At 34.6% G+C, this 25016-nt stretch carries 17 protein-coding genes, 1 rRNA gene and 1 pseudogene; 9 read left to right on the top strand and 10 right to left on the bottom strand.

Annotated elements, in window-relative coordinates; all coding sequences use genetic code 11:
- The first annotated feature begins 93 nt into the window (after positions 1-93).
- Positions 94-1314, top strand: coding sequence for an aminotransferase class V-fold PLP-dependent enzyme (locus D1003_RS10320; protein ID WP_153936921.1), 1221 nt, complete (start codon positions 94-96; stop codon positions 1312-1314).
- A 116-nt stretch (positions 1315-1430) separates the two neighbouring features.
- Entirely contained in the window at positions 1431-3191 is a 1761-nt protein-coding gene (locus D1003_RS10315) for an erythromycin esterase family protein (protein WP_221410928.1), read from the top strand.
- Between the two features lie 101 nt (positions 3192-3292).
- Here the strand turns inward: D1003_RS10315 and D1003_RS10310 are convergent, their stop codons facing one another.
- Both D1003_RS10310 and katG read right to left on the bottom strand, forming a co-directional pair.
- Entirely contained in the window at positions 3293-3778 is a 486-nt protein-coding gene (locus D1003_RS10310; protein ID WP_153936919.1) for a YkgJ family cysteine cluster protein, read from the bottom strand.
- A gap of 328 nt (positions 3779-4106) precedes the next feature.
- Positions 4107-6329, bottom strand: coding sequence for a catalase/peroxidase HPI (gene katG / locus D1003_RS10305; RefSeq protein WP_153936918.1), 2223 nt, complete (start codon positions 6327-6329; stop codon positions 4107-4109).
- A gap of 737 nt (positions 6330-7066) precedes the next feature.
- Between katG and D1003_RS10300 the strand changes: the two genes are divergently transcribed.
- The 3 genes and pseudogenes from D1003_RS10300 (at position 7067) to D1003_RS11395 (ending at position 8533) form a co-directional block, all read left to right on the top strand.
- Entirely contained in the window at positions 7067-7333 is a 267-nt protein-coding gene (locus D1003_RS10300; protein ID WP_260393400.1) for a hypothetical protein, read from the top strand.
- A 594-nt stretch (positions 7334-7927) separates the two neighbouring features.
- Complete coding sequence (locus tag D1003_RS10295; RefSeq protein ID WP_260393399.1) at positions 7928-8062, top strand: DNA alkylation repair protein; 135 nt, start codon at positions 7928-7930, stop codon at positions 8060-8062.
- A 1-nt stretch (position 8063) separates the two neighbouring features.
- Positions 8064-8533 (top strand): annotated as a pseudogene (locus D1003_RS11395) (YdeI/OmpD-associated family protein).
- 3 nt (positions 8534-8536) lie between these two features.
- Here the strand turns inward: D1003_RS11395 and D1003_RS10285 are convergent.
- Positions 8537-9301, bottom strand: a complete 765-nt coding sequence (locus tag D1003_RS10285; protein WP_153936938.1) for a rhomboid family intramembrane serine protease — start codon at positions 9299-9301, stop codon at positions 8537-8539.
- Positions 9302-9407: 106 nt separating this feature from the next.
- On the opposite strand from D1003_RS10285, the gene D1003_RS10280 reads away from it, so the two are divergent.
- On the top strand, positions 9408-10520 hold the full coding sequence (locus D1003_RS10280) for a DUF3078 domain-containing protein (protein WP_153936916.1): 1113 nt from the start codon (positions 9408-9410) through the stop codon (positions 10518-10520).
- Between the two features lie 96 nt (positions 10521-10616).
- Positions 10617-12812, top strand: coding sequence for a glutamine synthetase III (locus D1003_RS10275; protein WP_153936915.1), 2196 nt, complete (start codon positions 10617-10619; stop codon positions 12810-12812).
- A 124-nt stretch (positions 12813-12936) separates the two neighbouring features.
- Here the strand turns inward: D1003_RS10275 and D1003_RS10270 are convergent, their stop codons facing one another.
- On the bottom strand, positions 12937-15126 hold the full coding sequence (locus D1003_RS10270) for a TonB-dependent receptor domain-containing protein (RefSeq protein WP_153936914.1): 2190 nt from the start codon (positions 15124-15126) through the stop codon (positions 12937-12939).
- Between the two features lie 228 nt (positions 15127-15354).
- On the bottom strand, positions 15355-16785 hold the full coding sequence (locus tag D1003_RS10265) for a redoxin domain-containing protein (RefSeq protein WP_153936913.1): 1431 nt from the start codon (positions 16783-16785) through the stop codon (positions 15355-15357).
- A gap of 164 nt (positions 16786-16949) precedes the next feature.
- Between D1003_RS10265 and D1003_RS10260 the strand changes: the two genes are divergently transcribed.
- On the top strand, positions 16950-17810 hold the full coding sequence (locus D1003_RS10260; protein ID WP_079206946.1) for a GLPGLI family protein: 861 nt from the start codon (positions 16950-16952) through the stop codon (positions 17808-17810).
- Between the two features lie 41 nt (positions 17811-17851).
- On the opposite strand, the gene D1003_RS10255 is transcribed toward D1003_RS10260, so the two are convergent.
- From D1003_RS10255 to radA, 3 genes are read right to left on the bottom strand one after another with little or no spacing between them, the layout of a single operon-like run.
- Positions 17852-18316 carry a heme-binding domain-containing protein gene (locus D1003_RS10255; RefSeq protein ID WP_153936912.1) on the bottom strand — a complete coding sequence of 155 codons (465 nt, stop codon included), beginning with the start codon at positions 18314-18316 and terminating at the stop codon, positions 17852-17854.
- Between the two features lie 5 nt (positions 18317-18321).
- Positions 18322-19971 carry an Ig-like domain-containing protein gene (locus D1003_RS10250; protein ID WP_153936911.1) on the bottom strand — a complete coding sequence of 550 codons (1650 nt, stop codon included), beginning with the start codon at positions 19969-19971 and terminating at the stop codon, positions 18322-18324.
- 46 nt (positions 19972-20017) lie between these two features.
- The gene (radA, locus tag D1003_RS10245; protein WP_311710112.1) at positions 20018-21367 is read right to left on the bottom strand and encodes a DNA repair protein RadA; all 1350 of its coding nucleotides are present in this window, start codon (positions 21365-21367) and stop codon (positions 20018-20020) included.
- A gap of 93 nt (positions 21368-21460) precedes the next feature.
- Here radA and D1003_RS10240 point away from each other — a divergent pair, with 93 nt between their 5' ends.
- Positions 21461-22225, top strand: a complete 765-nt coding sequence (locus D1003_RS10240) for an enoyl-CoA hydratase/isomerase family protein (RefSeq protein WP_153936910.1) — start codon at positions 21461-21463, stop codon at positions 22223-22225.
- A gap of 77 nt (positions 22226-22302) precedes the next feature.
- Here D1003_RS10240 and D1003_RS10235 read toward each other — a convergent pair whose 3' ends face one another.
- Positions 22303-24435 (bottom strand): S8 family peptidase, encoded by a 2133-nt coding sequence (locus tag D1003_RS10235; protein ID WP_153936909.1) that lies wholly within the window; start codon positions 24433-24435, stop codon positions 22303-22305.
- A 489-nt stretch (positions 24436-24924) separates the two neighbouring features.
- Positions 24925-25016 (bottom strand): 5S ribosomal RNA (gene rrf / locus D1003_RS10230); the annotation flags it as partial.

The raw sequence follows: 25016 nt of genomic DNA, 5'->3' as shown, positions 1-25016 counted from the left end.
CATAAAAGCCTTGCCTAAATAATTTGGTAAGGCTTTTTTGTTGTAAACTTAATTCACTACCTTTGAACTTTAATTTAATCTAAATTAGTTAAAATGCTAGACATTAAATATATAAGAAATCAATTTCCTATTTTATCTCAGAAAGTTAATGGTAAAGATTTAGTTTATTTAGATAACGGAGCATCTTCGCAAAAGCCTATTTCTGTTCTACAGACTTGGGAAAATTACTACAAAGAAATCAATGCCAATGTGCATAGAGGCATACATACTTTGAGCCAATTAGCAACCGAAGCAATGGAAGACGCTCGTAAAAAAGTTCAAACTTTTATCAATTCGAAGTACGATTATGAAGTTATTTTCACGAGAGGAACCACGGAATCTATCAACTTAGTTGCTTATGCACTTACACCTCATATCAAGCAAGGTGATGAAATCATTATTTCCTACCTAGAACATCATTCTAACATTGTGCCTTGGCAGATGTTGTGTCAAAGAACAGGAGCAATACTAAAGGTAATTCCTATAGATGAAAATGGCATACTACAAATAGAAGTTTTAGACGAATGGCTTTCTGAAAAAACAAAATTAGTATCGGTAAATCAAGTATCCAATGCCTTGGGAGTTATCAATCCAATAGAGGAAATTATAGCAAAAACGAGACGATTATCAGACGCTTTAATATTGATAGACGGAGCACAGTCAGTACCACATTTTAAAATAGATGTTCAAAAATTAGACTGTGATTTTTTTGTATTTTCGGGACACAAAATGTACGCTCCTATGGGAACGGGTATTCTTTATGGTAAGGAAAAAGCTCTTAACTCTCTAGCTCCATTTCACGGCGGCGGTGAGATGATAGCCACTTGTTCTTTTGAAGAAACCACCTATGCCGAACTTCCATTTAGATTTGAAGCGGGCACGCCTAATGTAGGAGGTAATATTGCACTAGGAGCTGCTGTAGATTTTATAACGACAATAGGTCATAACAATATACAAACTCACGAAAATCAACTGATGCAATATGCTCAAAACCAACTAGAACAAATGGAAGGCGTACATATCTATGCTAAAAAAGCTCCCAGAGTTGGTGCTATTTCTTTCAACCTTGATGGTGTAGGCATTGCTTCTGATGTAGGTATGATTTTAGATAAAATGGGCATAGCCGTAAGAACGGGACACCATTGTACACAGCCTATCATGAAGTTTTTTGATATAGCTGGTACAGTAAGAGCTAGTTTTGCGGTTTATAATACCTTAGAGGAAATAGATATTTTTATAGAAGGATTGAAAAAAGCACAAAAGATGTTGAGGTAATTTTATAGTTAGCAGAAATATTACCAAATGTTCTCGCAAACATTAGCATTTTTTAACAAAGTTTAAATAAATTTTAAAGTAGGAAATAGAGAGGTTCTGAAAATATTATTTTTTCTTTGAAGCCTAAACTAAAATCAACTCAAGTTATGAGGTCAAAAATCTTAATTCTTTCATTATTATCAAACTTTCTTTTTTCACAATCTAGAATGAACCTTGGTTTTGAAAATGTATCCGACAATAATAAAATGTTAAAATGGAGATCAAACAAAAAAAATCAAAGCATTGAAATTGATACTCTAGTTAAATTTGAAGGAAACAGAAGTTTGAAAATTACAGGAGAAAGTATATCATCAGATGATAAAAATGATTTTGCTGTAGTGATGCAAAAGATTCAAAAAAAATATCTCAACGGAAAAGAATTTGTGCTTAAAGCAAGGATAAAATCAAAAAGTAATTTTGATGGTGCCGCCTTTCCCTATTTAAGAACATTAGATAAAGACAAAAAAAATGTTTCATTTCTCAATCAACAAGACAAACCAGTAAAAGGAAATACAGATTGGCAAGAAGTAACAATAAAAATACCTATCCTAGAAAATGTGGAAAATCTAGACTTTGGATTTGTGTATAAAGGAAAAGGGATAGCTTGGTTTGATAAAGTTGAGATACTACTTGACGGAAAACCTATTGAGAAACCTGTAAAGGAATTAACTCCCGAACATATTACAGCGATAAAAAAATATGTTTATCCGTTAAGTTCATTTGAACCAACTTCGAGTGATAATACTGATCTAGAAATATTAAAAACATTAGTAGGTAGTTCTAAAGTAGTCGCTTTGGGAGAAGCGACGCACGGAACAAGCGAGATTTATAAAATGAAGGATAGACTAACTCGTTACTTGGTAAAAAATCACAAATTTGATATTTTTTCACTCGAAGCATATATGCAACAAGCCTATCTTGCAAATGACTATACCATAAAAAATACTGCAACGCTCAATGAAGCATTGCAAAACCTTGTCTTCTTTGTTTGGAAAACCGAAGAGATGTCTACAATGTTACAATGGATGAAACAATATAATAATGGCTCTCAAAAAATTCTTTTCACAGGTTTTGATATGCAAGATGCTACTGAACCAATAAAGCAGTTATATGAAGCATTTTCGGAAGATAAAGATATTGTCAAAAAAATTGAGAAATTGTCTTCTACTGTTAAAGAATTTGCGTACGAGAATAGAGGAAATATAAAATCTTATATTCTTAAAAAAGAACAAGCAGATATTATTTATCCTATTATTGCAGAATTAAAAACTAAAATAAATAAAAATTCAAAATTTTCTACAAATGATAAATCTTGGCAAACCCAAAATGTTAGAATTATCGAGCAATTATTAGAAAAATCAAGTATTAATCGAGATAAATTTATGGCTGAAAATTTCTTATGGATAAAAGAGCATAACCCAAACTCCAAATTCATAATTTCAGCACATAATGGACATGTTAATACTGTGAAAAATAGAATGGGCAAATTTTTGAAAGACAAGTTACAAAATGATTATAAAACTTTCGGATTTGCTTTTTTTGACGGAGAATATACAGCAAGAGGAACTAAAGATAAAATGCTAGCAACACAAACCGCACAAAAACCATATTTGGGAACTTATGAATATTGGATGAATTCTTTAAATGTCCCATACTTTATATTAGACCTAAATGAAATGAAAAAAGACAACGATCTAAGTTGGTTGGTTTCCGATTTGGACTTTAGATCAGTTGGCCACACAAAACTATTAAATGAATTTTATCAAACGGATATTTCTGATAATTATGACTATCTAATTTTCATTAATAAATCAACAAGTGCAAAACGACTTGAATAAAAAAACATTTCTGCCAACATAGCATTTGCAAAAGGAGGAGTAGGGAATGGTAGAAAATTATTTAGTAATTTTTCATCGAAAATGCTTTTCCCAGAATGAAATTACTCTATTTTTTCTCGCATTTTCTCAACCCATTTAAAGGTTGCAGGACATATTTCTATATTTTTAATTGTAAGATGATTGATTTGGTAAATCTTCTTTCTGTCCGTATGTGGGAACTCTCGGCAGGCTTTGGGGCGGACTTCATAAATCATACAAGTATTATCAGAGAACAGAAACGGACAAGGCAATTGTTGTAATACCCAATCATTATCTTCGTCTATCTTTAGATACTTTTCTTCAAACTGAGTAGGTTTTAGTTTTAAAAATTTAGAAATTCGTTCTATGTCTTGTGTCGTAAAAAGAGGACCTGTGGTTTTACAACAGTTGGCACAAGATAGACAGTCTATCTCATCAAACACTTCATCGTGAATTTCTTGAGTAAGATAATCTAAATTTTTAGGTGTTTTTTTCTTGAGCTTATCTAAGAATTTTTTATGTTCTTTATACTTCTGTTGAGCATTTTGTCTGTTAAGTTCCAAATCCATAGTGCAAATTTAGTAAAATCTTATTGTTTGATTTTTTTGTATGGTTTATACCTTTTCAAGTTATTTAGATTTTATATCGAATTGGTTGGACAGATAATAATCGTAGGGGATTTTGTTGAGTATTTTTATTGCGTGAGGGATAGAGGCGGTATCCTTTTTCTTTTTTGGGTTGAGCTTTGGTGTTGAAAAAAAGAAAAAGATATAGCCGAAAGCCCGACGGCGAGGTATTAGCTTCGGGATTGGGGAGCCGACACGCCCTAATCATCGCACAAAAAAATACCCCTTTACTCATCATGAATAAAGGGGTATTATTGTTAAAGAAATTTTATTATTTCAAATCAAAGTGGTCGGCGTTCATTACTTTTGTCCATGCTTTTACGAAGTCTTTTACAAACTTTTCTTTGTTGTCGTCTTGGGCATAAACTTCTGCATAAGCTCTCAAAATAGAGTTAGAACCAAACACCAAATCTACACGAGTGGCAGTAAATTTGGTAACGCCTGTTTTTCTATCTACAATGTTGTAAAGATTGCTTCCTGCTGGCTTCCAAGCATAATTCATATCCGTAAGGTGTACAAAGAAATCGTTGGTCAATACGCCCACTTTGTCGGTAAACACACCGTGATTAGTACCTCCGTAGTTGGTTCCTAATACACGCATTCCTCCTACCAACACCGTCATTTCTGGTGCAGTAAGCCCCATAAGTTGAGCTCGGTCTAATAGCATTTCTTCTGGTGTTACGGCATATTCTTTTTTCACCCAGTTTCTGAAACCATCGTGTAGTGGTTCTAGTGGTTCAAAAGATTCTACATCGGTCATTTCTTGTGTGGCGTCTCCTCTTCCTGCATAGAATGGAACTTCTACTTCAACACCTGCTTCTTTTGCCGCTTGTTCTACGGCGGCACTTCCTCCTAGTACGATAAGGTCTGCTAAACTGATTTTTTTAGCTAAAGTTGATTGGAATTGCGTTAAAGCGTCTAATACTTTATTTAATCTTTCTGGTTCGTTGCCTTCCCAGTTTCTTTGTGGTTCAAGGCGGATTCTTGCTCCGTTTGCACCTCCTCTAAAATCGGAGCCTCTGAAAGTTCTTGCAGAATCCCACGCCGTGTTGATAAGCTCGGTGCGAGTTAAACCTATTTGAAGGATTTTTTCTTTTAATTCTTTAACTTCCGCATCGGCAAGTGTATAATCTACCGTTGGGATTGGGTCTTGCCAAATTAAATCTTCTTGTGGCACATCTGCTCCTAAATAACGGCTCTTAGGACCTAAATCTCTGTGCGTTAATTTGAACCAAGCTCTTGCAAATACTTCTGAAAAATAAGCAGGGTCTTGGTGAAATCTTTCCGAAATTTTGCGATATTCAGGGTCTATTTTAAGTGCCATATCCGCATCGGTCATCATTGGGTTTCTCTTTACGCTTGGGTTAGACGCATCTACAGGCATATCCTCCTCTGCGATATTGATAGGCTCCCATTGCCACGCTCCAGCTGGGCTTTTCTTAAGTTCCCATTCGTATTTGAAAAGTAAATCAAAGAATCCATTATCCCATTTAGTTGGATGCGTTGTCCACGCTCCTTCAATACCACTGGTTACCACACTAGCTGCCTTTCCGTCCCAGTGAGGATTGTTCCACCCAAAACCTTGCTCGTCTATATTAGCCCCTTCTGGACTTTCACCTAAAAGAGCAGCGTTTCCGTTTCCGTGGGCTTTCCCTACGGTGTGTCCTCCAGCGGTAAGTGCAACCGTTTCCTCATCGTTCATTGCCATACGCTTAAAGGTAGTACGCATATCTCTTGCTGTTTTTAGAGGGTCTGGGTTGCCATCTACCCCTTCTGGGTTTACATAAATCAGCCCCATCATTACTGATGCCAAAGGGTTTTCTAAATCACGCTCGCCCGAATATCGGCTACCTTCGCTTCCGCTTGGAGCTAACCATTCTTTTTCTGAGCCCCAATAAATGTCTTTTTCTGGGTGCCAAATGTCTTCTCTACCACCTGCAAAGCCAAAAGTTTTTAATCCCATAGATTCGTAAGCCATATTTCCTGCTAAAATCATAAGATCTGCCCAAGAAAGTTTGTTGCCGTATTTCTTTTTGATAGGCCAAAGCAAACGGCGGGCTTTATCTAAATTGGCATTATCTGGCCAAGAGTTCAACGGAGCAAAACGCTGATTTCCGTTATTTCCGCCACCTCTACCGTCTGCAATTCTATAAGTACCTGCGGCGTGCCACGCCATACGAATCATAAGCCCCCCATAGTGTCCCCAGTCTGCAGGCCACCACTCTTGACTTTCGGTCATCAGGTTTTTAAGGTCGGTTTTTACGGCTTCTAAATCTAATTTTTTAAATTCTTCGGCGTAATTGAAATCTTCTCCTAAAGGATTAGTTTTAGTATCGTGCTGATGTAGAATGTCTAAATTAAGTGCTTTTGGCCACCACTCCATTACAGAGTCTCCCATTTCGGTATTTGCACCGTGTGCTACGGGACATTTTCCTGTTGATTTTGGTTGTTCTTGTTGTCCGTGTGGGAACGGGCATTTTCCTGTGTTTTCCATATTTTTTTGTATTATTTTAATGAGTTATTGATGCAAAGGTAACGGAATACTTTTAGTTTATAAAAACAATTAAATTTATAACAATGATAGATTTTATAAATTAAACTATTACTTCTACAGTAATGCAAGAATTGAGCCTTTTATTTGGAATTAACTTTATTTTAATATTAAGTTTTCTTTTTTAAGTGCACCGCTATAAGGTAGCTATAAGCTCTCTATAAGCTAGGAGGGTGGTTTTGTTTTTAGGTTTTTTAGGGGCTGGCAGGCTTAGGTTTTCGAGCTATTGGAAGATTATTAGATACTAGCTACAGAACAGTTTATCAGCGGATTAAGAAATAGGGAGAATCTGTAGAACTTCCAAAAAACGAAGACTCTATTGAAATGGTGGGATTGAATGAGATTCACAGCTATGTACAACATAAAAAACTACTGTTGGAGCTGAATTACTGTTGATAGATTTGAAAAAAGGTTCATTAGTTTTGTTTGTGACAAACGGGACATAAAAACCTTCTTAAAACTTTGGGAACGATTAAAAAAATAGAAATATAAATGGTTTTTGTAGTGATAATTGGAAAAGCCATTCAGAGGTGATACCTCCGAAACAGGAATCTTTACAGTGGAGAGAGATAGCAGTAGAATAAGGCATTACGAAATTTAAAAGAAAAACAAAGTGTTACTCTAAATTGTTAGAAAACTCTTTAAATCTTTTGTTTCTGAAATCAGATAATAAATTAACAATGCTAAACTTGAATATCGCTGATGAATTGGATTTTGAAATAGAAACTTGCAAAAAATCTACTATCAACAAGGCTCAATATGCTATTGAAAAAACGAAAGAATTTTTAAATAATTATCAAGGAAATAAAGAAAATATTGCTTTTTATTTGACTGGAAACGCAAAATCTATTGCCAACTTACGAAATACTTTAACCAAACTAGGGATTAACAAAAAAACACAAATACAAACTGAGCCATATTGGGTGGAAGGAAAACAAGGTTTGTAGATTTAGATATATTATTTAAATCGGTTGTGTATTTTAAAAAGGAAGTTATTTTGGCAAGTATCCGTGTTTTAAACCTATCGAGTGATTTAGCATAATTACATCGTATCATAATAGGTGTTTCCTCTTTGATAAGTTAAAAGTTGATTTTTCTGATATTTTTTGTAAAACTTGTAAAGCAAGTTGTAACTTGCACTTAGATTGTTTATTGTAATTTTTTTTAAACTTTAATTTAAATAATTATAATACACAACGGATTATGTATAATATTTATAAGAATTCGTTCGCATAATAAAAAGTGATTTTATTTAAATGAAAAAATATATATTGTGTTCTCTTATTATAGTTTCTGTTTTTTTTGTTACTTACAATTTTTATTGCATTATAACAGATTTTGAGAATATGAGTATTTTAAATTTGATAGGTAATACAATTGTATCTATCTATATAGTTGTAAGCATAATCTATATATTGAAAAATAAGACGAACATTAAGTAGAGGATAATACAAAATCCTTATCACTTATAAGGATGGATATGAGAGAAGTAACAGACCAGAAAGCATCTCATTACTAAGATGCTTTCTTATTTAAATATTATGATAAAAAACGAAGAAATATTATTAGAGTTCCTCAAACAGCACTACACCACTATGCCTAGAACTACTCTAAGATACGCTATAGAAAAACTAAACGAACCTCTAAGACAAGACTTTATAAAAGGAAATATTTAATATGAAAACTATTAACTTCACTGCAGAAATTATCCAACACGGAACAGACAATGCTGGTTATGTGGTCTTCCCTTTTTCCACCGAAGAACTTTTTGGCAAAAAAGGGCAAGTAAAGGTAAAAGTGCTATTCGACAATAAAGTGCCATACCGAGGAAGCCTTGCTAAAATGGGCAAATCCTACCATTTTTTAATTTTAACTAAAGAAGTGAGGGCATCATTAAATAAAACCTTTGGAGATACTGTAGAGGTAAGCCTTGAGCAAGATTGAAGGAACGAGTGGTGGTTGTACCCGAGGAAGTATTAACTATATTTAATGCTTATCCTGAAGTAGGGTTAGCTTATAACAAGCTATCGTACACCCGAAAAAAAGAACTAATGTTATGGATTACCTCTGCCAAAAAAGAAGAAACTAGAGAAAGAAGAAAGCAACAACTACCTTCCATTATTTTAGAGGAAACCAAAAATAAATAGTTATTACTGCCTACGCAATCTATTAAGTTCTTCCCATATATCAGGTTCATTCAGCTTTGGGAGTTCCTCAAAATCTTCGGGGTGTTCTTCTTTGTAGGTTTGCCAAAGTTTGTCATCTCTTTCGCTGTAATAATTGGGATATTGCCATATAAATCGGCGTTTTTTTTCGCCTTGTTTTCTATACATAAATGCTAAAACAACGCCCACTACCGCTCCTACCAAATGAGACTGCCATGAGATTTGGCTGGGCTGGTCTAGCTGAGAGAAGAGCCCCTCTGGGAAAATCCCCCAAATTAAACTTCCATAATATAATGCTACAAGAAGGGAAATGGTAAGTAATTTCATATTCCATCTAAAAATCCCACTAAAAAACAAGAAAAAAGCTAACATATAAACAATGCCACTCGCTCCTATAATGCAGGTATAATGCAGCTCCCCTGTAAATAAATCTACTTGAGGAGTCAGCCAAACCAAAAACCCCGTAGACAACCAACCCAACAAGAAAATAACATTTGCTATTTTAGGATAAAACTCATATAGTAAAAAAAGTAAAACCCCTAGAGGAACAGAGTTACTCCATATATGCTCTAATCCCGAATGTAAAAAAGGAGAAAATAAAATTCCTTTTATCCCTTCTGGAGCTAACGGAATTAGTGCCCCCTGACAACGCTCCACTAAGTCCATAGATTGTAATAAAAACCCCAACCATATAGCTGACAATACTACAATCGGCACTTTTAAAGAACGGAAAAATTGATTTTCAAACATAGTAAATTCTTTCACAAATGTTTTGCCAAACCCCAAAAAGATACTTTATTTTTCATAAATAGAAAATCTGTCCTATTTTTGTACTGAAGTTATAAATAAATTACTAATGCTAAGATATTTAATCCTTTTTGTTTTATCTATTTGTCCTACATTTATTATATTAGGACAAATCTGTCACAATAGAAAACTGATAGACTCTATAAGTGGAACATACTGGCAATCACAGGTTATAGATATAGATAGCTTTAGTAAAGAACATTTGGTAGCTCTTAAATCTTATAAAATAGACACCTTAATCTCCCCATCTCCGCCTAAAAATATTAAAGAAGATATTCCCGTAACTCCCTACAAATTCCTAAGAATGGATACACCTCAAAAGTGGTATTTTTGGGGGCAAAACACTTTAGTCTTCAACCAGTCTAGCTTTTCCAACTGGAACTCTGGCGGTAATAACAGCATCGGAGTGATAGGAAGCATAGATTATAACCTAAGCTATAAAAACAGAAATCATTACTGGGAAAATATTATTAGAATGGGATACGGTATGGTTTCAACTCAAAATCAAGCAGCAAGAAAAACTGACGATTACCTCAACATTATGAGTAACTACGGCTATGAAATAGGAAAAAACTATTATCTCTCTATGGGGATTCAACTCTTAAGCCAGTTTATGCCAGGTTATAACTATAATACTACCCCAAGACCTGTATATGAAAATAGAATTTCAAAATTTATGGCTCCTGGATATATCAATGCAGGTATAGGTATTTCTCATAATCCGAATGAAAATTTTCAAGTGGTATTTCGTCCTGCAAACACAAAACTCACCTTTGTTTTAGACGAAAAATTACAAAAAGCTGGAAGGTACGGTTTGGAAAGAGACGGACAGTCACTAAGAACAGAGCTTGGTGCAATGCTTACCGCTTTGTATCGCCTTAAAATTTATAAAGATATTAATCTGGTGAACCAAGTAGGATTCTTTACTAATTACCTATATCACCCAGAGAGAGTGGATATTACCTACACTGGCACACTTAATATCAAATTTAACGAATTTATTACTACAGTGGTAATGATAAACCTATTATATGACCACGACCAAATACAAAAACTACAAATGAAACAAACTTTAGGTGTAGGACTTACTTACAACTTTGGAGCAGAAGAAAAGAAAAAAGTACCTCAGAAAAAAATCTTGAAGCCATACGAATTTAGATAAAACATCTTTTTAACACACATACCCCTAAATTTAATAGGGTTTATTTATTTTTAAATTGTTTTTTTTGTAATTTAGCCCCATTAAAAATTACAAAATATGTCAACCTTAAGATTTAAAGCTTTATCAGAGCTTCCATTTAGAGATTATAGGAAATCTAACGCTATAGATATACCTACTAAATTATCAGATTTATTTTGCCAAAATGTATTTTCCGTGGAAACTATGAGAAAATACTTGACCAAAGAGGCATTCAACTCCATTCTAGCCGCTATGAAAATGGGAGCAAAAATAGAGCATCACATTGCAGACCAAGTTGCAGTAGCTATGAAGGACTGGGCTATGAGCAAAGGTGTTACACACTATACCCACTGGTTCCAACCCCTTACAGGCGCTACGGCAGAAAAGCACGATAGCTTTTTCACTCCTATAGAAGACGGTAGAGCTATTGAAAGATTTAACGGAAGTATGCTTATTCAACAGGAGCCTGACGCCTCTTCTTTCCCGAACGGAGGAATAAGAAATACTTTTGAAGCTAGAGGTTATACCGCTTGGGACCCTACTTCTCCCGCCTTCATTATGGGAACTACCTTATGTATTCCTTCTATTTTTATTTCTTATACAGGAGAAACTCTAGATTACAAAACCCCTCTTCTAAAGGCTCTACACGCTATAGATATGGCAGCCACAGAAGTATGTAAAGCTTATTTTGATAAAAATGTAAATAAAGTTACCGCCACACTTGGTTGGGAACAAGAATATTTTTTGGTAGATACCGCTCTTTACCAATCTAGACCAGACCTTGTAATTACTGGAAAAACCCTTTTGGGACATTCTCCTGCTAAAGGCCAACAACTAGACGACCATTACTTCGGTTCTATTCCTACTAGAGTAATGAATTTTATGAAAGAGTTAGAAATAGAGTGTATGAAATTGGGGATACCCGTTACCACAAGACACAACGAGGTTGCACCCAATCAATTTGAACTTGCTCCGATGTTTGAAGAAACCAATGTAGCCGTAGACCATAACTCTCTTCTAATGGACGTAATGGCAAGAGTAGCTCATAAACATCACTTCCATATTTTATTTCACGAAAAACCTTTTGCTGGAGTTAATGGTAGTGGAAAACACAACAACTGGTCTCTAAGTACAGACACTGGCGAAAACCTATTAAGCCCAGGAAAAAACCCTAAAAAGAATTTACAATTTTTAACCTTTTTTGTAAACACGCTAAAAGCCGTCCACGACTACGCCGACCTACTTAGAGCAAGTATCGCTTCTGCAAGTAACGACCACCGCCTAGGAGCTAACGAAGCACCTCCTGCCATTATTTCCGCTTTCATAGGAAGTCAGCTTTCAGGTGTACTCAACGAACTTGAAAAAGTAACTTTTGGAAAATTATCTCCAGAAGAAAAGACAGACTTAAAACTGAATGTTGTAGGAAAAATTCCGATGATTTTATTGGACAATACCGATAGAAATAGAACCTCACCATTCGCTTTTACAGGAAATAAATTTGAGCTTCGTGCTGTAGGTTCTTCTGCAAACTGTGCTGAACCAATGACAGTAATGAATGCCATTATGGCTAAACAATTAGGCGTTTTCAAAAAAGAAGTAGATGCACTGATTGAAAAAGGTCTTAAGAAAGACGAAGCTATTTTTAATGTACTACGAGAATATGTAAAACAATCTAAAAACATTATTTTTGAAGGTGATGGCTATTCTGAAGAATGGGAAAAAGAGGCAAAAAAAAGAGGACTTAACAATTTAAAAACTACACCTGAAGCCCTCAAAAATGAGCTAAAAGATGAATTTATAAAACTTTATGAAGAACTTGGAATCTATTCAAAAAGAGAATTCCAAGCTAGAAATGAAATTAAGATAGAAAAATATTCTACCGTAATAGATATTGAGGCTAGAGTACTAGGCGATATTGCAAGAAATCACATTATTCCTGCTGCTCTTAGCTATCAAAATAGACTTATAGAAAATGTTAAAGGACTGAAAGAAATATTCCCTGAAAAAGAGTATAAAGTCCTAGCGAAAGAGCAACTAAATCTTATCTCTGAAATTTCTAAAAATGTATCCAAAATAAAACTAGGTGTAGATGAGCTTCTTTCAGAAAAAGCTAAAGCTAAAGAATTACATGGTATGAAACAAGCGGAAGCTTATTGCTCAAAAGTAAAGCCTTTATTTGATAGTATTCGTGAGGCTTCAGACGAATTGGAAATGATGGTAGATGATGAGCTTTGGCCAATGACAAAATACAGAGAACTCCTCTTTACAAGATAAAGCAAAGGTGTTAAAATATATTAACCTAAACTTGGGTTAGATTAGCTTCAATCAAAAAAGGAAGATAACTCCATGGAGTTATCTTCCTTTTTAATGAAAAACTATATTAGATTGGCGCGTTTTATTATAGACTGATTCTTACACCCACATTTACAAACCTTGGCATACCTGGTCTATATCCTGAAGGGTTAAGAGAAGATAAATAAGTTTGGTTAAGTAAATTTTGAGCGTTAGCATAAACAGTCGCATTTCTATTTACTTTATAAGAAATAGAAGCATCTAGTATGTTCATAGACGGAACTAGGTTAGCTTCTGGTATAGCCCCTTGCCAAACCTTATTGCTAAAATCACTTCTATATCTCCAAATAGCAGAAAGTCTAAAGTTTTTGATGTTAGCTCCTGCTTCTATACTTAATTGTTCTTTAGGAATAAATGGTAGAGCATCACCTTCTTTAATTGTTCCGAATACTTGAGATTGAAAGTCTTTCTTGAAGGAAGAATCTACATAAGTATAATTGATAGAAAGAGGGAAGTTAATTTCACTGTTTTTTCCGCTGATGGTGTATCTTAATTGTGCTTCTATACCTCTTATCAATACTTCACCTGCATTGTATAAGTCGCCTTGCCCTGTGTTGCCGCCCATAATATTGGTATCTGCACCTAGTAGGTTAGAATAATCGTTGATGTAGCCTATCAGTTCAGCATCTACAAAGTTGTTATTAAACCTTGTTCCTAGCTCGTAGTTCCAGCTTCTTTCTTCCTTTTGTCCTTGTTGAATTCCTGGAGGCGAAAACCCTTTGTGAACACTACCAAATACTTTTAAACCATCATTTATTTTATAAAGTAAGGATAGCCCTGGTATCCAAGACTCTACTTTGTTAGTCGTAGTTTTTAAATCTTTACCCGTTCTATCTGCATCAGAACGCCCATAGTTTCTTTGTCTTAGAGTGATATTTTCATATCTTACCCCTGCAGTGGCAACAAGAGCTCCAAACTCTTGTTGATATTGAACATAAGATGCTGTAGCATTAGCATCTTCTATTCTATTGTCTTGAGAGCCTGCACTTCCTCGTTTTTTTAGTGCTAAACCTTGTGATGTGGAAAGATATTCATCATCTGCCTGAAAGCGGTCTTGGCTATCATAGTGGTATCTTGCTCCAAAGCGAACCATACCCGTTTTACCTAAATGATAATGTCCGTTGAACTGAAGCCCTTGTGAAATATAATCTCTATCGTTATGTCTTATATAAATAGTATTATCTGCATTGTAAGCTCCTTTTAAAGCCAGCATTTCGTTAGAGTTATCAGCCATTTCTAAAGCATTAGAAAGCCCTACTTTGTTACCTCCAGCTTTAACATCATTCACTTTGTACCAATTTCGTTTAACTTCATTTCTATAAGCATCAAAATTTAAGTGAAGTTTTTTACTAGGTTCTATTTGATAAGACAACAAATATTGCCGTTGATTAACTTCGATGTTATCCAGTTCCGATGATAAGTAACGCTGATATGCATTTCTATTGAAATCTCGTTTAGAAATTCCCATATAAGTTTCATTAGAGTTTTGCTTAGAGGCTTGGAACTTCAATTGAAGTTTATTAGGAATAGCGGCATCAGAATTATCGTACAACAATTTTATCATACCATCATTAAGTGCGAATCCTGTATTTTTCCCATTTGGGAGTTCTTTAAAACCATCAGAATTATTAGTAAAATACTCTACTAAATATCCGAACTTACCAATTTTATCTCCTACATGAGTATGTACTTTATAGGTGTTGAAACTACCATAAGAGGCATTTAAAAACCCTGAAAACTTATTAGGCACTTGGGTAGAAAGCATATTCATACTCCCTCCAATAGTGTTGGGACCATACATAATTTGTCCACTACTTTTAAGAATTTCTACACCAGCCATTCTTCCCATAGTAGGGAAGTAGTAAGCTGCAGGTGCCACGTAAGGAGCAGGTGCAGCTAAAACACCATCTTCCATTAAATTGATAGACGAACTTCTAAGCGAAGAGGCTCCTCTAATGATAATGTTAGGACGCAACCCAAAACCTTCCTCTTCTATCACATGAACCCCCGTTTTTCCCATAAGCACACGGTTAACATCGGAGTAATTATATTTTTGTAACTCTTTAGTACCAATGTAGATGAACGAACTTGCTTTTTCATTTTTGTCTTTATTGGTAAAAATGGTTTGTGACTGAATAACGACTTCGTCTATAGTACGTGAATTTAAAGAATCTGTTTCTTGAGCAAATGAGGTCGCCGAAGCTAATAGTATAAGAGGTAAAAATTGTTTTTTCATTATAGCCTATTTAGAATTATTAAAAATTTTAACAAAAGTATAATATTCTCTTAATCATACAAAATTTATTTAGGTCAATTCTAAATAAAACTTAATGGATTTTTATAAAAAACTCTAATTCAATCTATTTTGATTTTATGATTTTTATCATCTTAATATATAACTAAATTAGGCTACACCTAACGATGCAGCCTAATTTAATGTATAGTTTTTTTAAAAGGAAAATTTTTACTTTTTCGCTGTAGATTGAGATAGTTTGTTTAGAGCATCTACTATCTGCATATCTATGTTACCTATAGCTGCAGGGCTAGCTACTTTACCATCTTTATCTATTACCACTGCACTTGGTAATTTAAATCCATAAATACCAAATTTATCAGCAACTTCAGAGTTCATACCGTTTTTAGCATACAGGCTTTCTACCTTTAATCCTTTAAACATAGCTGCTTCGGTTTTTTTGAATTGTTCTTCTGTATCATCTAGATTTATCATTACTAAATTTACTTTACCTCCGTATTGTGTTGCAAGTTGCTTTACAGAAGGGGTAAGGCTTTCTGATACATAAGGATTCCAAGAAGCATAAAATACTAAAACACTTGGTTTACCCTCATATTTAGATAAACTCACTTTTTCTCCTTTATTATTAACTAAATCAACGCTAGGAGCTTTCTGCCCAACTTCAATACCTTGTATAGCGAGTTTAACTTTTTCTAACTCTTTTTTTATCTGGCTGTCTTTAATAGACTTACTAACCACTTCCATTACCTGCTTAATTCTTGGGTGTTGAGGTTGCAAATCGTATTGTGTTGCAATAAAAGCAATTAGATGGTCTTTAGTGTACTGGTCAATATCTTTTTTGCCTTCTAGATATTTAACAAAGGCTTCTGTAGTAGAGATTTCTTTGTTTTGAAGTGTATTCATAAAGTTGGTAAAACCTTCTTGACTCTTAATAAGTAAGTAGCTTCTATAAGTAGGCAGAGTTTTTATCCACTTTTTCTCATCTCCTTTTAGACCGTCTTGATATTTTGTAAATTCAGCTGAAGGCTTGAAGCTAGGATTCCCAGTAGCTACACCGTGCATAGTCGCATACTGTTCGGTAATCATTAGTAGGTTTACTTTCATCTCGTCTGATTTCCATTCTACCACTTCAGAATCTGGCTTTGTTTTAGACTTAAGCTCTTCTATTTTCTTATTTACATCTGTTTGTATTTTTTTTACTGCTGTAATGAACTCTTTTTCGGGTTTAGACATAAGTTGCATATCTATCTTGCTCATATAGTCCTCTATATAAGATTGCATTTGAGTAAGGAACTCATTGTTTTTTTCGCCATCTCCTAAGATTTTCATTTTTCTAGGAAATTCTGTAGCATCAGCCGTAATTTTAATATTATCTCCTTTTTTAAGATATATAAAATTCATCTGCCTTGCGTAGGTAATTAGATAGATGCCGTCTTCCTCTATTTTTGGTGTTGCGGAAAAGTTGCCTTTAGCATCTACTCCTATATTCATAATAGGCAACGAGCTGGCACTAGATACATTGATAAGCTCTATCCTATCTAAAGGAGAAGCATTTTTAAGCGTGCCCGAAATTTGAACTTCATTTTTAGAACAAGATACCATTAGAATGGCAAAAAGTACTAACAAAAGATATTTTTTCATAGATATAAATGATTATTTTTTACAATCACAAAGGTAGTTAATAAAACTCGGTAAAAAAATAGGTACAGAGAAATGAACATTTTTTTAACGACCTCATTGATTGCTGATTTGGAATTTAATAAAAAAGGCTTATAAAAAATAAAAATTAACTATTATTGTATTTTATGTTTATAATATCTATGTTTAAAAAATGTATTTTAATTATTACACTATTGTCATCTATATGCATTGGTGCACAAGCGTATAAAAGTGATTCATTACGCGGAAGTTTTACTTATCTATTGAAGTCTAAACCTAATAATTTGTACCCTGAAAATATTTATCAAGAGCTATTTTCCCTTCAAGTTAGTGATAATCGCTCATTTTTTATTAGTGAAAACTTATTAAAGTATGATTCTATTTTTACTAATGAAATGAATACAGCTATCAGAAGTGGTTCAAAATCTGTTAATTTTAGTGGTAAATCATTTCCAAAAACGAATTCTAAATTCTTAATCGTGCAAGAAAATGATAAAACTATTTTCTATGGAACTGTAGGAACTTCTGTTCTTTCTTATCACGAATCTAAAATCAATAGCTGGAAATTAGTTGATGAAACAAAACTAGTTAACTCTTTTAGTTGTAAAAAAGCAGAGTTAAGATTTAAGGGCAGAGACTGGATTGCTTGGTACTCTGCTGAAATTCCTTTCCCTTATGGACCTTATAAGTTTGGAGGACTACCGGGTCTGATTATAAAAATGACGGACAAAAAAGGTGAGTACGATTTTGAGTTAGTAAAATCATTACCTAGTCGAGATTTAAAAGGAAAGATAGTAGGTATAAACAAAAAACGCTATGATAATTCTATATCTGTTACAAAGCAGGAGTTAGAGGTTGCGAAAGATAGTTTTAGGAAGAACTTATTACAATCAATGAAAAATGATGGTGTTGTTCTCTCACCTGAGCAAACCACTGCATTGAGAGAAAAACAAAAAAGAGATGAGTTGGAAAAGAAAGGATACAATCCTATTGAGTTAGAAAATTAGTACATTATTGATAAAAATAGGTCTATTACAATGTAATAGACTTATTTTTTATAAACCTCCTCATCTAGTAGCTTTTGGAAATAATCTTGTAAAAGCTGTCTTTGTTTTTGGGTGAGTTGTGCTTCTGGGTGTTGTGCTACATAGCCTTTTAGTGGCATTTCGTGGCGTTTTATAGTTTCTATACTTCCCTCCAAAGCTCCTTTTTTTAGATATTCGTTATAAGTATTCCACACGGAGAAGTTGAGATGCTTTCTTCCTTCGTTAATATGGTGTTTTATGCTCCAAGATATAGGTGCAATGTAGGCATAGCTAGGGTATTTAGTTTCGTTGGAATGGCAGTCGTAACAAACTTTCTTTAAAAGCACTTCTACCTCTTTAGGTGTATTTTCTACTTTTACAAAATTATCCTTTTCGTTTACTGGAGGATTGGTGCGGTCTATTGGGATAAGTTGTATCAGTAACAGACCTAATATCGCCCACAATACTATTTTAAATATTTTTTTCATCAGTTTTATTTATTGTTGTTTTCGGTTGTTGGTACTTCTTGTTTTGGAAGTTCCCAATCTTCCACCAAATCCCATAGCTGTCTGGCTTCTATTTTCTTAGGGAAAACAAAGTAATCTTCGGCAGGAGTATTAGTCGCTAAATCGGCGGTATCCCAAATGCCGTTACCGTTATTATCTACCAAAATTCTTATATAATAAGTATCAGGTTTTAATTCTGTAAATTTATGTTCCGCTTCGGTAGTTTTTCTACTAGATAATACTTTGTTTTGTTGGTCTAGAAGCTCTATCCAAAAGGGAATAGAAGGTTTATTTTTAAGTCTTATTATTACAGAACCATAGTTTTGGGGAGAGTCTGCCTCAAACTCAAAAACATAAGGCTTGGTATTAGACTTATAGAAAGAACTTACACTTTCTTTTGGAATAAATAGGCGGTATTTTTTTCCTTTTTGAAAATCACTTTCAATAAGAATGGTATTGGGTGAAGTTTCGGCTATTCTGGCTTTAAAAGGTTGTTGATGAGTAGAGTCTACCTTTAGTTCCCATTGTTGGGTATTGAGTTCTTTTAACTCCATATTAGCTGTAATCCTAAATGGGTGATTGGGCGGAAGTAAATGCCCCTCATTATTTTTAAGAGTAAATTCTTCCTTAGGATTGGTACGATAGAATATTTGGACGGTGTCTTTTTTAACCTTGGTATCGTAACTGAACTTAAGGTTAGTCCCATGGTTGGAGCTTAGGTTTTCCTTTTGGGCATCAAACCAAACTCTTACAGAATCTGAAAACTTCTGATGAGAAACTTTATAATCTTGTACTAGACCTGTAATTTCCTTCACTTCTACTTTTTCGGGTTTGCCTTCAAAAAGGAGCAGGAGACCTCCGTCTATGGCTTTTGTTTCTTTATATTTTACCTCTTTTTTAGGTGGATAAAGCGTGAGTTTAAGCCCAGAAACACCTTTAGTAATATTAAGTTCATCTTTAATAAAGCCTAGACTTTCTTTTCCTTTATCGTACACTGAGTTCATATTCTCATCATCAAAAGCGATGACTTTATACTTGCCTTGAGCTAGATATTCTAACTCAAAATAGCCGTCTTTATCTGCTTTAGTAATGTAGTAAGGTTTCTCTCTAAAATTGATGCTATCCGAAGCCTTGTAAAGCCCCACTACTATATTAGATTTAGATTGAGCCTCACTATTAGTCGTAGATAAAGCGTTTTGTGCCGTTCCTGCAAGGTAAAGGCTATCCAATTTTTCCCCCGTTGAAAAAGCAAAATTAAAATAGGGTAAAATATTACCTTCGTTGTTGTCCACAATGGCATTACCAAAATTAAAGCTGTAAGTCGTGTTGGCTTGTAGAGTATCTCCCCACTGTATCAATACATATTTGTTGGCAAGATTAGAGGGGATAATCTTCTTTATATTTTTAATAGGTGGCGAAATAATGAGCTGCTTCTGAATATCTTTTAAATTAACATATTCATCAAAATCTAGTCTTAACTCTCTTATAAGTAGAGGTACTTTGGTTCTAGAACTGTCTATATTAGCTCCTAAAAAACGAGGAGCCAAAGTATCCTTATCCCCTCCCACAGGAGCCCCTACTCTAGCACAAGAGTGCATTATAAGACTAAGGATAAGCAGAAAAAAAACTTTTTTCATTTTCTTTTATTTAGGCAAAAGTAAGGTTTTTAAACAAGATGAATGCTTAAAATATCTCTTCGTGAAAGTCTTCTATTTTAGAAACTTCCACAATTTTTATATTGTGTTTTTTCTTTGGTATCTTATTTTGTTTAGAAACAAATATTTTATGATAGCCTAATTTTTCGGCTTCGGAGATGCGTTTTTCTATTTGTGGCACAGGACGAATCTCTCCACTAAGACCAATTTCCCCAGCAAAACAATAATGCTCCGACACTGCAATATCCTCGTTGGAAGACAAGATAGCAGCTACCACAGCTAAATCTAAAGCGGGGTCGTCCGTTTTAATACCTCCTGTAATATTTAAGAATACATCTTTAGCCCCGAGTTGAAAACCAGAACGTTTCTCCAAAACTGCCAAAAGCATATTAAGTCTTTTAGCATCAAAACCCGTAGAACTTCTCTGTGGTGTACCATACACGGCTGTACTTACAAGGGCTTGTATTTCTAGCAACATAGGGCGGTTACCTTCTAGCGTTACTGCTACCGCATTACCTGAAAACTCTTCGGATTTTTTGGTAATAAGCACTTCCGAAGGATTTTTAATTTCTTTCAATCCTGCCGAAATCATCTCATAAATACCAATCTCCGCAGTAGAACCAAAACGATTTTTATTTGCTCTCAAAAGTCTAAACAAATGGTTTCTATCACCATCAAAATTAAGAACCACATCTACCATATGCTCCAATACTTTTGGTCCAGCAATTTGCCCATCTTTAGTAATATGTCCTACTAAGAAAACAGGCGTGTTAGTCGCTTTTGCAAACTTTATAACTTCCGAAGCACATTCTCTAATCTGAGACACCGTACCTGGGGAACTTTCCATCACCTGCGAATGTAGAGTTTGTATGGAATCCACAATCATAAAATCAGGCTGAAGTTTTTTGGCTTCGTGTAAGATTTTCTCTATTGAAGTTTCGGTGTATAAAAAACAATTCGGATTTTGAAGTTCCGTTAGTCTATCTGCTCTCATTTTGATTTGAGAGGCACTTTCTTCCCCCGAAACATAGAGAATTTTTTTCTTCATTTTAAGGGCTAATTGCAACAGTAATGTAGATTTCCCTATACCTGGTTCTCCGCCAATAAGGGTTACCGAACCTAAAACAATACCGCCACCCAAAACCCTGTTAAGTTCTCCGCTTGGAGTTTTAATGCGTTGCTCGGCTTGTGTTTCTACTTCTATGATATTGATGAGGTGTTGCCTTCCAAAATCTCCTGCATAATTTTTAGAGGTTGTTTTTTCTGCAATCTCTTCCACTAAAGTGTTCCATTGTCCACAATTTTGGCATTGTCCGTGCCATTTGGAATGTTGCGAACCACAATTCTGACAATAATATACTGTTTTTAATTTAGCCACTTCTGAATGTCTATTAAAAATGAAACCGCAATTTACAAAATAAATTTTCTTAAATTAGCAGAGCGTAGAATATAAATCTAAAGTCAATAAAGAATGGAAGCTTTTGTAAATTCAGAAATTAAAAATCATATTGCACATATTACTTTTGGAACGCCTAAAAGTAACTCTTTACCAGGACATATTTTAGAACAACTAGCACAAACGATTTTATCCGAAGGAGAAAAAGAAGAAGTAAAGGCAATATTACTTAAATCTCACGGAGAAAAAGCGTTTTGTGCAGGTGCGAGTTTTGATGAACTATTAGAGATTGATAATTTAGAAGCTTCCAAAAGATTTTTTGGAGGGTTTGCTAAGGTGCTAAATGCTATGAAGAATTGTGGCAAAATAGTAGTTGTAAGAGTTCAGGGTAAGGTTACAGGTGGCGGCGTAGGCATCGCTTGTGCAGCAGATTACTGCTTCGCTACAAAAGAAGCTGCTTTAGCACTTACAGAAATCAATTTGGGTATTGGTCCATTCGTTATTGGTCCATTTGTGGAGCGAAAGATAGGAAAATCACAATTTTCTGCAATGTCTCTAGATACAGAGTTTAGAAGTGCTGAATGGGCGGAAAGAAATCACATCTACCATCACATTTCGGAGGATATAACTTCTATGGACGAAAAATTAGAAGTTTTTTTAAAGCAGTTGTCAGAAAGGAGTGCAGATGCGTTGGCTCTCATTAAAAAAGTATCTTGGGAAGGTACAGAGTATTTTGATAGCATTATGCCTGACCGAATTCTAATGAGTGCAAGTCTAGTATTAGAGGCTACTGCAAAAGAAAGCATACAAAAAATTAAAGAAAAATTAGCTAAAAAATAACAATCCAAAATTCATTTGAATATAAAATAAATCTCCCCAAATTTTAAAATTTGGGGAGATATTTATCATATAAACTTTTATTTCTTGATAAACTTCTTGGTAACCTTACCATTAGTTGTCATCATATTTATGATATATACACCTGGCGTAAGCCCAGATACATCAACCGATTGTGAAAAACTACTATTTATAGTTTGAAGTAATCTTCCAGACATATCATACATATACACAGGAGAAGTAATTAATTGAGGATTAACAAAAATAATATTAGAAGTTACCACGGCATCTTGCAATCTCACCTCACCCGATAGCTTATCAACTGGTTGACTGGCTGATTCAAGTTCTGTATATCCAGAAACTATAATACTATAATCTTGAGTTTGAGCTTCAGCTCCTAAATTATTAAGTAATTTACCCTTATGAGAAACTTCCACTCTATATGTTCCTGAAATTGGCACATCTATTAAAACCTGTTCCACATTATCTACCGTATTATCTCCCTTGGTAGCAGCAGCCATTGGACTATTGATATTTAATTTCCAAGGATAGTACACTTCCCCTGTTTTTTCATTTATGATTCTTAAATCCAAATCATTTACTAGCTTAGAAGCTCTATTATTATGAGCCTCTGCATAATTTTTAGGTAACTTTTTATACGAAGGATCTACCCAACTTATGGTTACCTTAAGCGGTTGTTTACCATCAGTATTCAATGCTAGTACTTCTTTATTTCCGTTTTTTAGTTGCTTAGTTTCAAAAATAATTTCGTTATTACTTTTCTTTACAAGAAGTTCAGCTCCTTTTTGAGCATTAGCAAAACCCCAACCGAACCAAACATCAGGCCCCACATTTCCTGCTTCCTCTGCAGAATGTATCAAGAGTGTTTTCGCCGATGCAGCATCTAAACTTGCATCACTAAACAAGTCTTTATATATTTGTATCCACAGTCCTATAATCCCCGTAACTTGAGGAGCTGAATAAGAAGTTCCACTTCCATACGCCCAGCTATTACTTCCCGTATCAGAAGATGAGGCAGAAAAAATATCACTTCCCACCCCTGCAATATCTGGCTTTATTGCACCATCATCTCTAGGACCAGCACTACTATAATCAGCCTTTATCACATCTGTAGATTGCCTATACCTTTTATTATTTGAGGTTATTTTTTCTGTAGCTCCAACTACTATAATATTCTTAGCTAGAGAGCCAGGGCCTATACAATCATAACCTTCAGAACAGTTATTACTAGGCAAATTATCAGCTTGTGTAAACTTAACATAATTACCATCTTTATCTTCATAATAAGAATTTAGACTAGTACCCGCAGGACCATCACCAAAAGAATTTCCTGCAGACTTAACCAAAATCATCGAAGGATTTTCATAAACTATATCATCATATTTTTGGTCATTACTTATGTAAGCTCCGTTCAAGTCATAAGAAACTTTATTTGTAGTATCATAAGCACCACCCCAATAAAATCCTTCTCCCATATCGCCAGCCTCTTCATAACTCCAAGCTGGATTTATACCATACGAATGATTAGAAAGATGCGCTTTAGAGAATAATATTTTTTGATATACTGTTTTATCTGCATTTTCGCCCTCTAAAGTAGAATTCATAAAACTATAAGCATCAAAAGTAGCTTTAGGCATAATTCCCTTAGTATTACCCGAGATAGTCCCATCTCTTATAATATGCCCTATCCCCCCTAACATACTAGTAACAGCAGTCGCATGAGCACTATAACTAGAAGAAACTTTCTCTTTATTAACCACTCTAGTACTTACAGCACCTCCAAAATCAGTATGTTTCTCATAGACTTTCCCTCCGTCGAACACAGATACCTTTACATTTTCTCCATTATAACTTTTTGTCAGCCCTAACATTTTACCATTTTGGATAAAATCCACATTAGAGTTCTCTATTTGGTCTAAATCCTCCGCACTCAAGAAATAAGGCTTTCCATCAAAAAAGAAATCAACCTTTTTTCTTTTATCTAGCAAAGCCCTTTCTGCTTTTTTTATACCTTCAAGAGAGGATTTACCTGCTAATACTTTATTAGTAAGTAAATTATTCTTATAAAAATCAAACTGAGAGAGCAAACGATTTTTATCTTCTTCTAATTTTTTTTCAAGAGAAAAAGAATTCTCTTGAGCCAAAACAACACCCCCAAGCCCTATACAAGTTAAAAATATAATTTTCTTCATACTTAGATTTTTCACACTGCAAATGTAGTCATTTATTATTAAGTTCATAATTTTACTAAAAGATTAAGGATACCCTCTTCTCTATAGGGCGTGTCCCTTTCCAATTCTAAAGCCCTAGCAAGGGTCGGTCTACGGGCAGTCGCTATCTTACAAAGCCCACACCTATCCCTTACACCTTTGTAAGATGAGCTCCAACAATGCCCTTCGCCCTCACGCAACGGCATTCATAATACAAATTTCAATCGCTTAGTTCCAACTCTTTTAAACTTTCAGAAAACACTGCGAGAAGTTATCCTATCTCTCGCACCGTTTTAATCAAAACGGTGCAAGGAGTTTTATAATCCTACGCCGATGTGTTGCTTTACCCTACAACACTCCGTTGTCTTAGGCTACGCCGATGTGGCGTCTGATAAGACAACACTCCTCCTTCCTGAACACTCCAAACAAAAAAGCCTCTAGCAGTAATGCTAGAGGCTTTTCAAAAATAAAAACTGGCGGCGACCTACTCTCCCACTTTCGTAGTACCATCGGCGCTGGTGGGCTTAACTTCTGTGTTCGGAATGGGAACAGGTGAGCCCCAC

The sequence above is a fragment of the Riemerella anatipestifer genome (assembly GCF_009663465.1).
GTDB lineage: Bacteria > Bacteroidota > Bacteroidia > Flavobacteriales > Weeksellaceae > Riemerella > Riemerella anatipestifer_C.
The sequence above is the reverse complement of the archived record's forward strand: the minus strand, read 5'-3'. Positions and strand labels throughout refer to the sequence as shown.

What these genes read in the sequence shown, in the direction of transcription:
- D1003_RS10270 (WP_153936914.1), bottom strand. Translation starts at nt 15,126, where the DNA reads ATGAAAAAACAATTTTTACCTCTTATACTATTAGCTTCGGCGACCTCA.
- D1003_RS10280 (WP_153936916.1), top strand. Translation starts at nt 9,408, where the DNA reads ATGCTAAGATATTTAATCCTTTTTGTTTTATCTATTTGTCCTACATTT.
- D1003_RS10260 (WP_079206946.1), top strand. Translation starts at nt 16,950, where the DNA reads ATGTTTATAATATCTATGTTTAAAAAATGTATTTTAATTATTACACTA.
- D1003_RS10295 (WP_260393399.1), top strand. Translation starts at nt 7,928, where the DNA reads ATGATAAAAAACGAAGAAATATTATTAGAGTTCCTCAAACAGCACTAC.
- D1003_RS10285 (WP_153936938.1), bottom strand. Translation starts at nt 9,301, where the DNA reads ATGTTTGAAAATCAATTTTTCCGTTCTTTAAAAGTGCCGATTGTAGTA.
- D1003_RS10240 (WP_153936910.1), top strand. Translation starts at nt 21,461, where the DNA reads ATGGAAGCTTTTGTAAATTCAGAAATTAAAAATCATATTGCACATATT.
- D1003_RS10250 (WP_153936911.1), bottom strand. Translation starts at nt 19,971, where the DNA reads ATGAAAAAAGTTTTTTTTCTGCTTATCCTTAGTCTTATAATGCACTCT.
- D1003_RS10275 (WP_153936915.1), top strand. Translation starts at nt 10,617, where the DNA reads ATGTCAACCTTAAGATTTAAAGCTTTATCAGAGCTTCCATTTAGAGAT.
- D1003_RS10255 (WP_153936912.1), bottom strand. Translation starts at nt 18,316, where the DNA reads ATGAAAAAAATATTTAAAATAGTATTGTGGGCGATATTAGGTCTGTTA.
- D1003_RS10265 (WP_153936913.1), bottom strand. Translation starts at nt 16,785, where the DNA reads ATGAAAAAATATCTTTTGTTAGTACTTTTTGCCATTCTAATGGTATCT.
- D1003_RS10310 (WP_153936919.1), bottom strand. Translation starts at nt 3,778, where the DNA reads ATGGATTTGGAACTTAACAGACAAAATGCTCAACAGAAGTATAAAGAA.
- D1003_RS10300 (WP_260393400.1), top strand. Translation starts at nt 7,067, where the DNA reads ATGCTAAACTTGAATATCGCTGATGAATTGGATTTTGAAATAGAAACT.
- D1003_RS10235 (WP_153936909.1), bottom strand. Translation starts at nt 24,435, where the DNA reads ATGAAGAAAATTATATTTTTAACTTGTATAGGGCTTGGGGGTGTTGTT.
- D1003_RS10320 (WP_153936921.1), top strand. Translation starts at nt 94, where the DNA reads ATGCTAGACATTAAATATATAAGAAATCAATTTCCTATTTTATCTCAG.
- katG (WP_153936918.1), bottom strand. Translation starts at nt 6,329, where the DNA reads ATGGAAAACACAGGAAAATGCCCGTTCCCACACGGACAACAAGAACAA.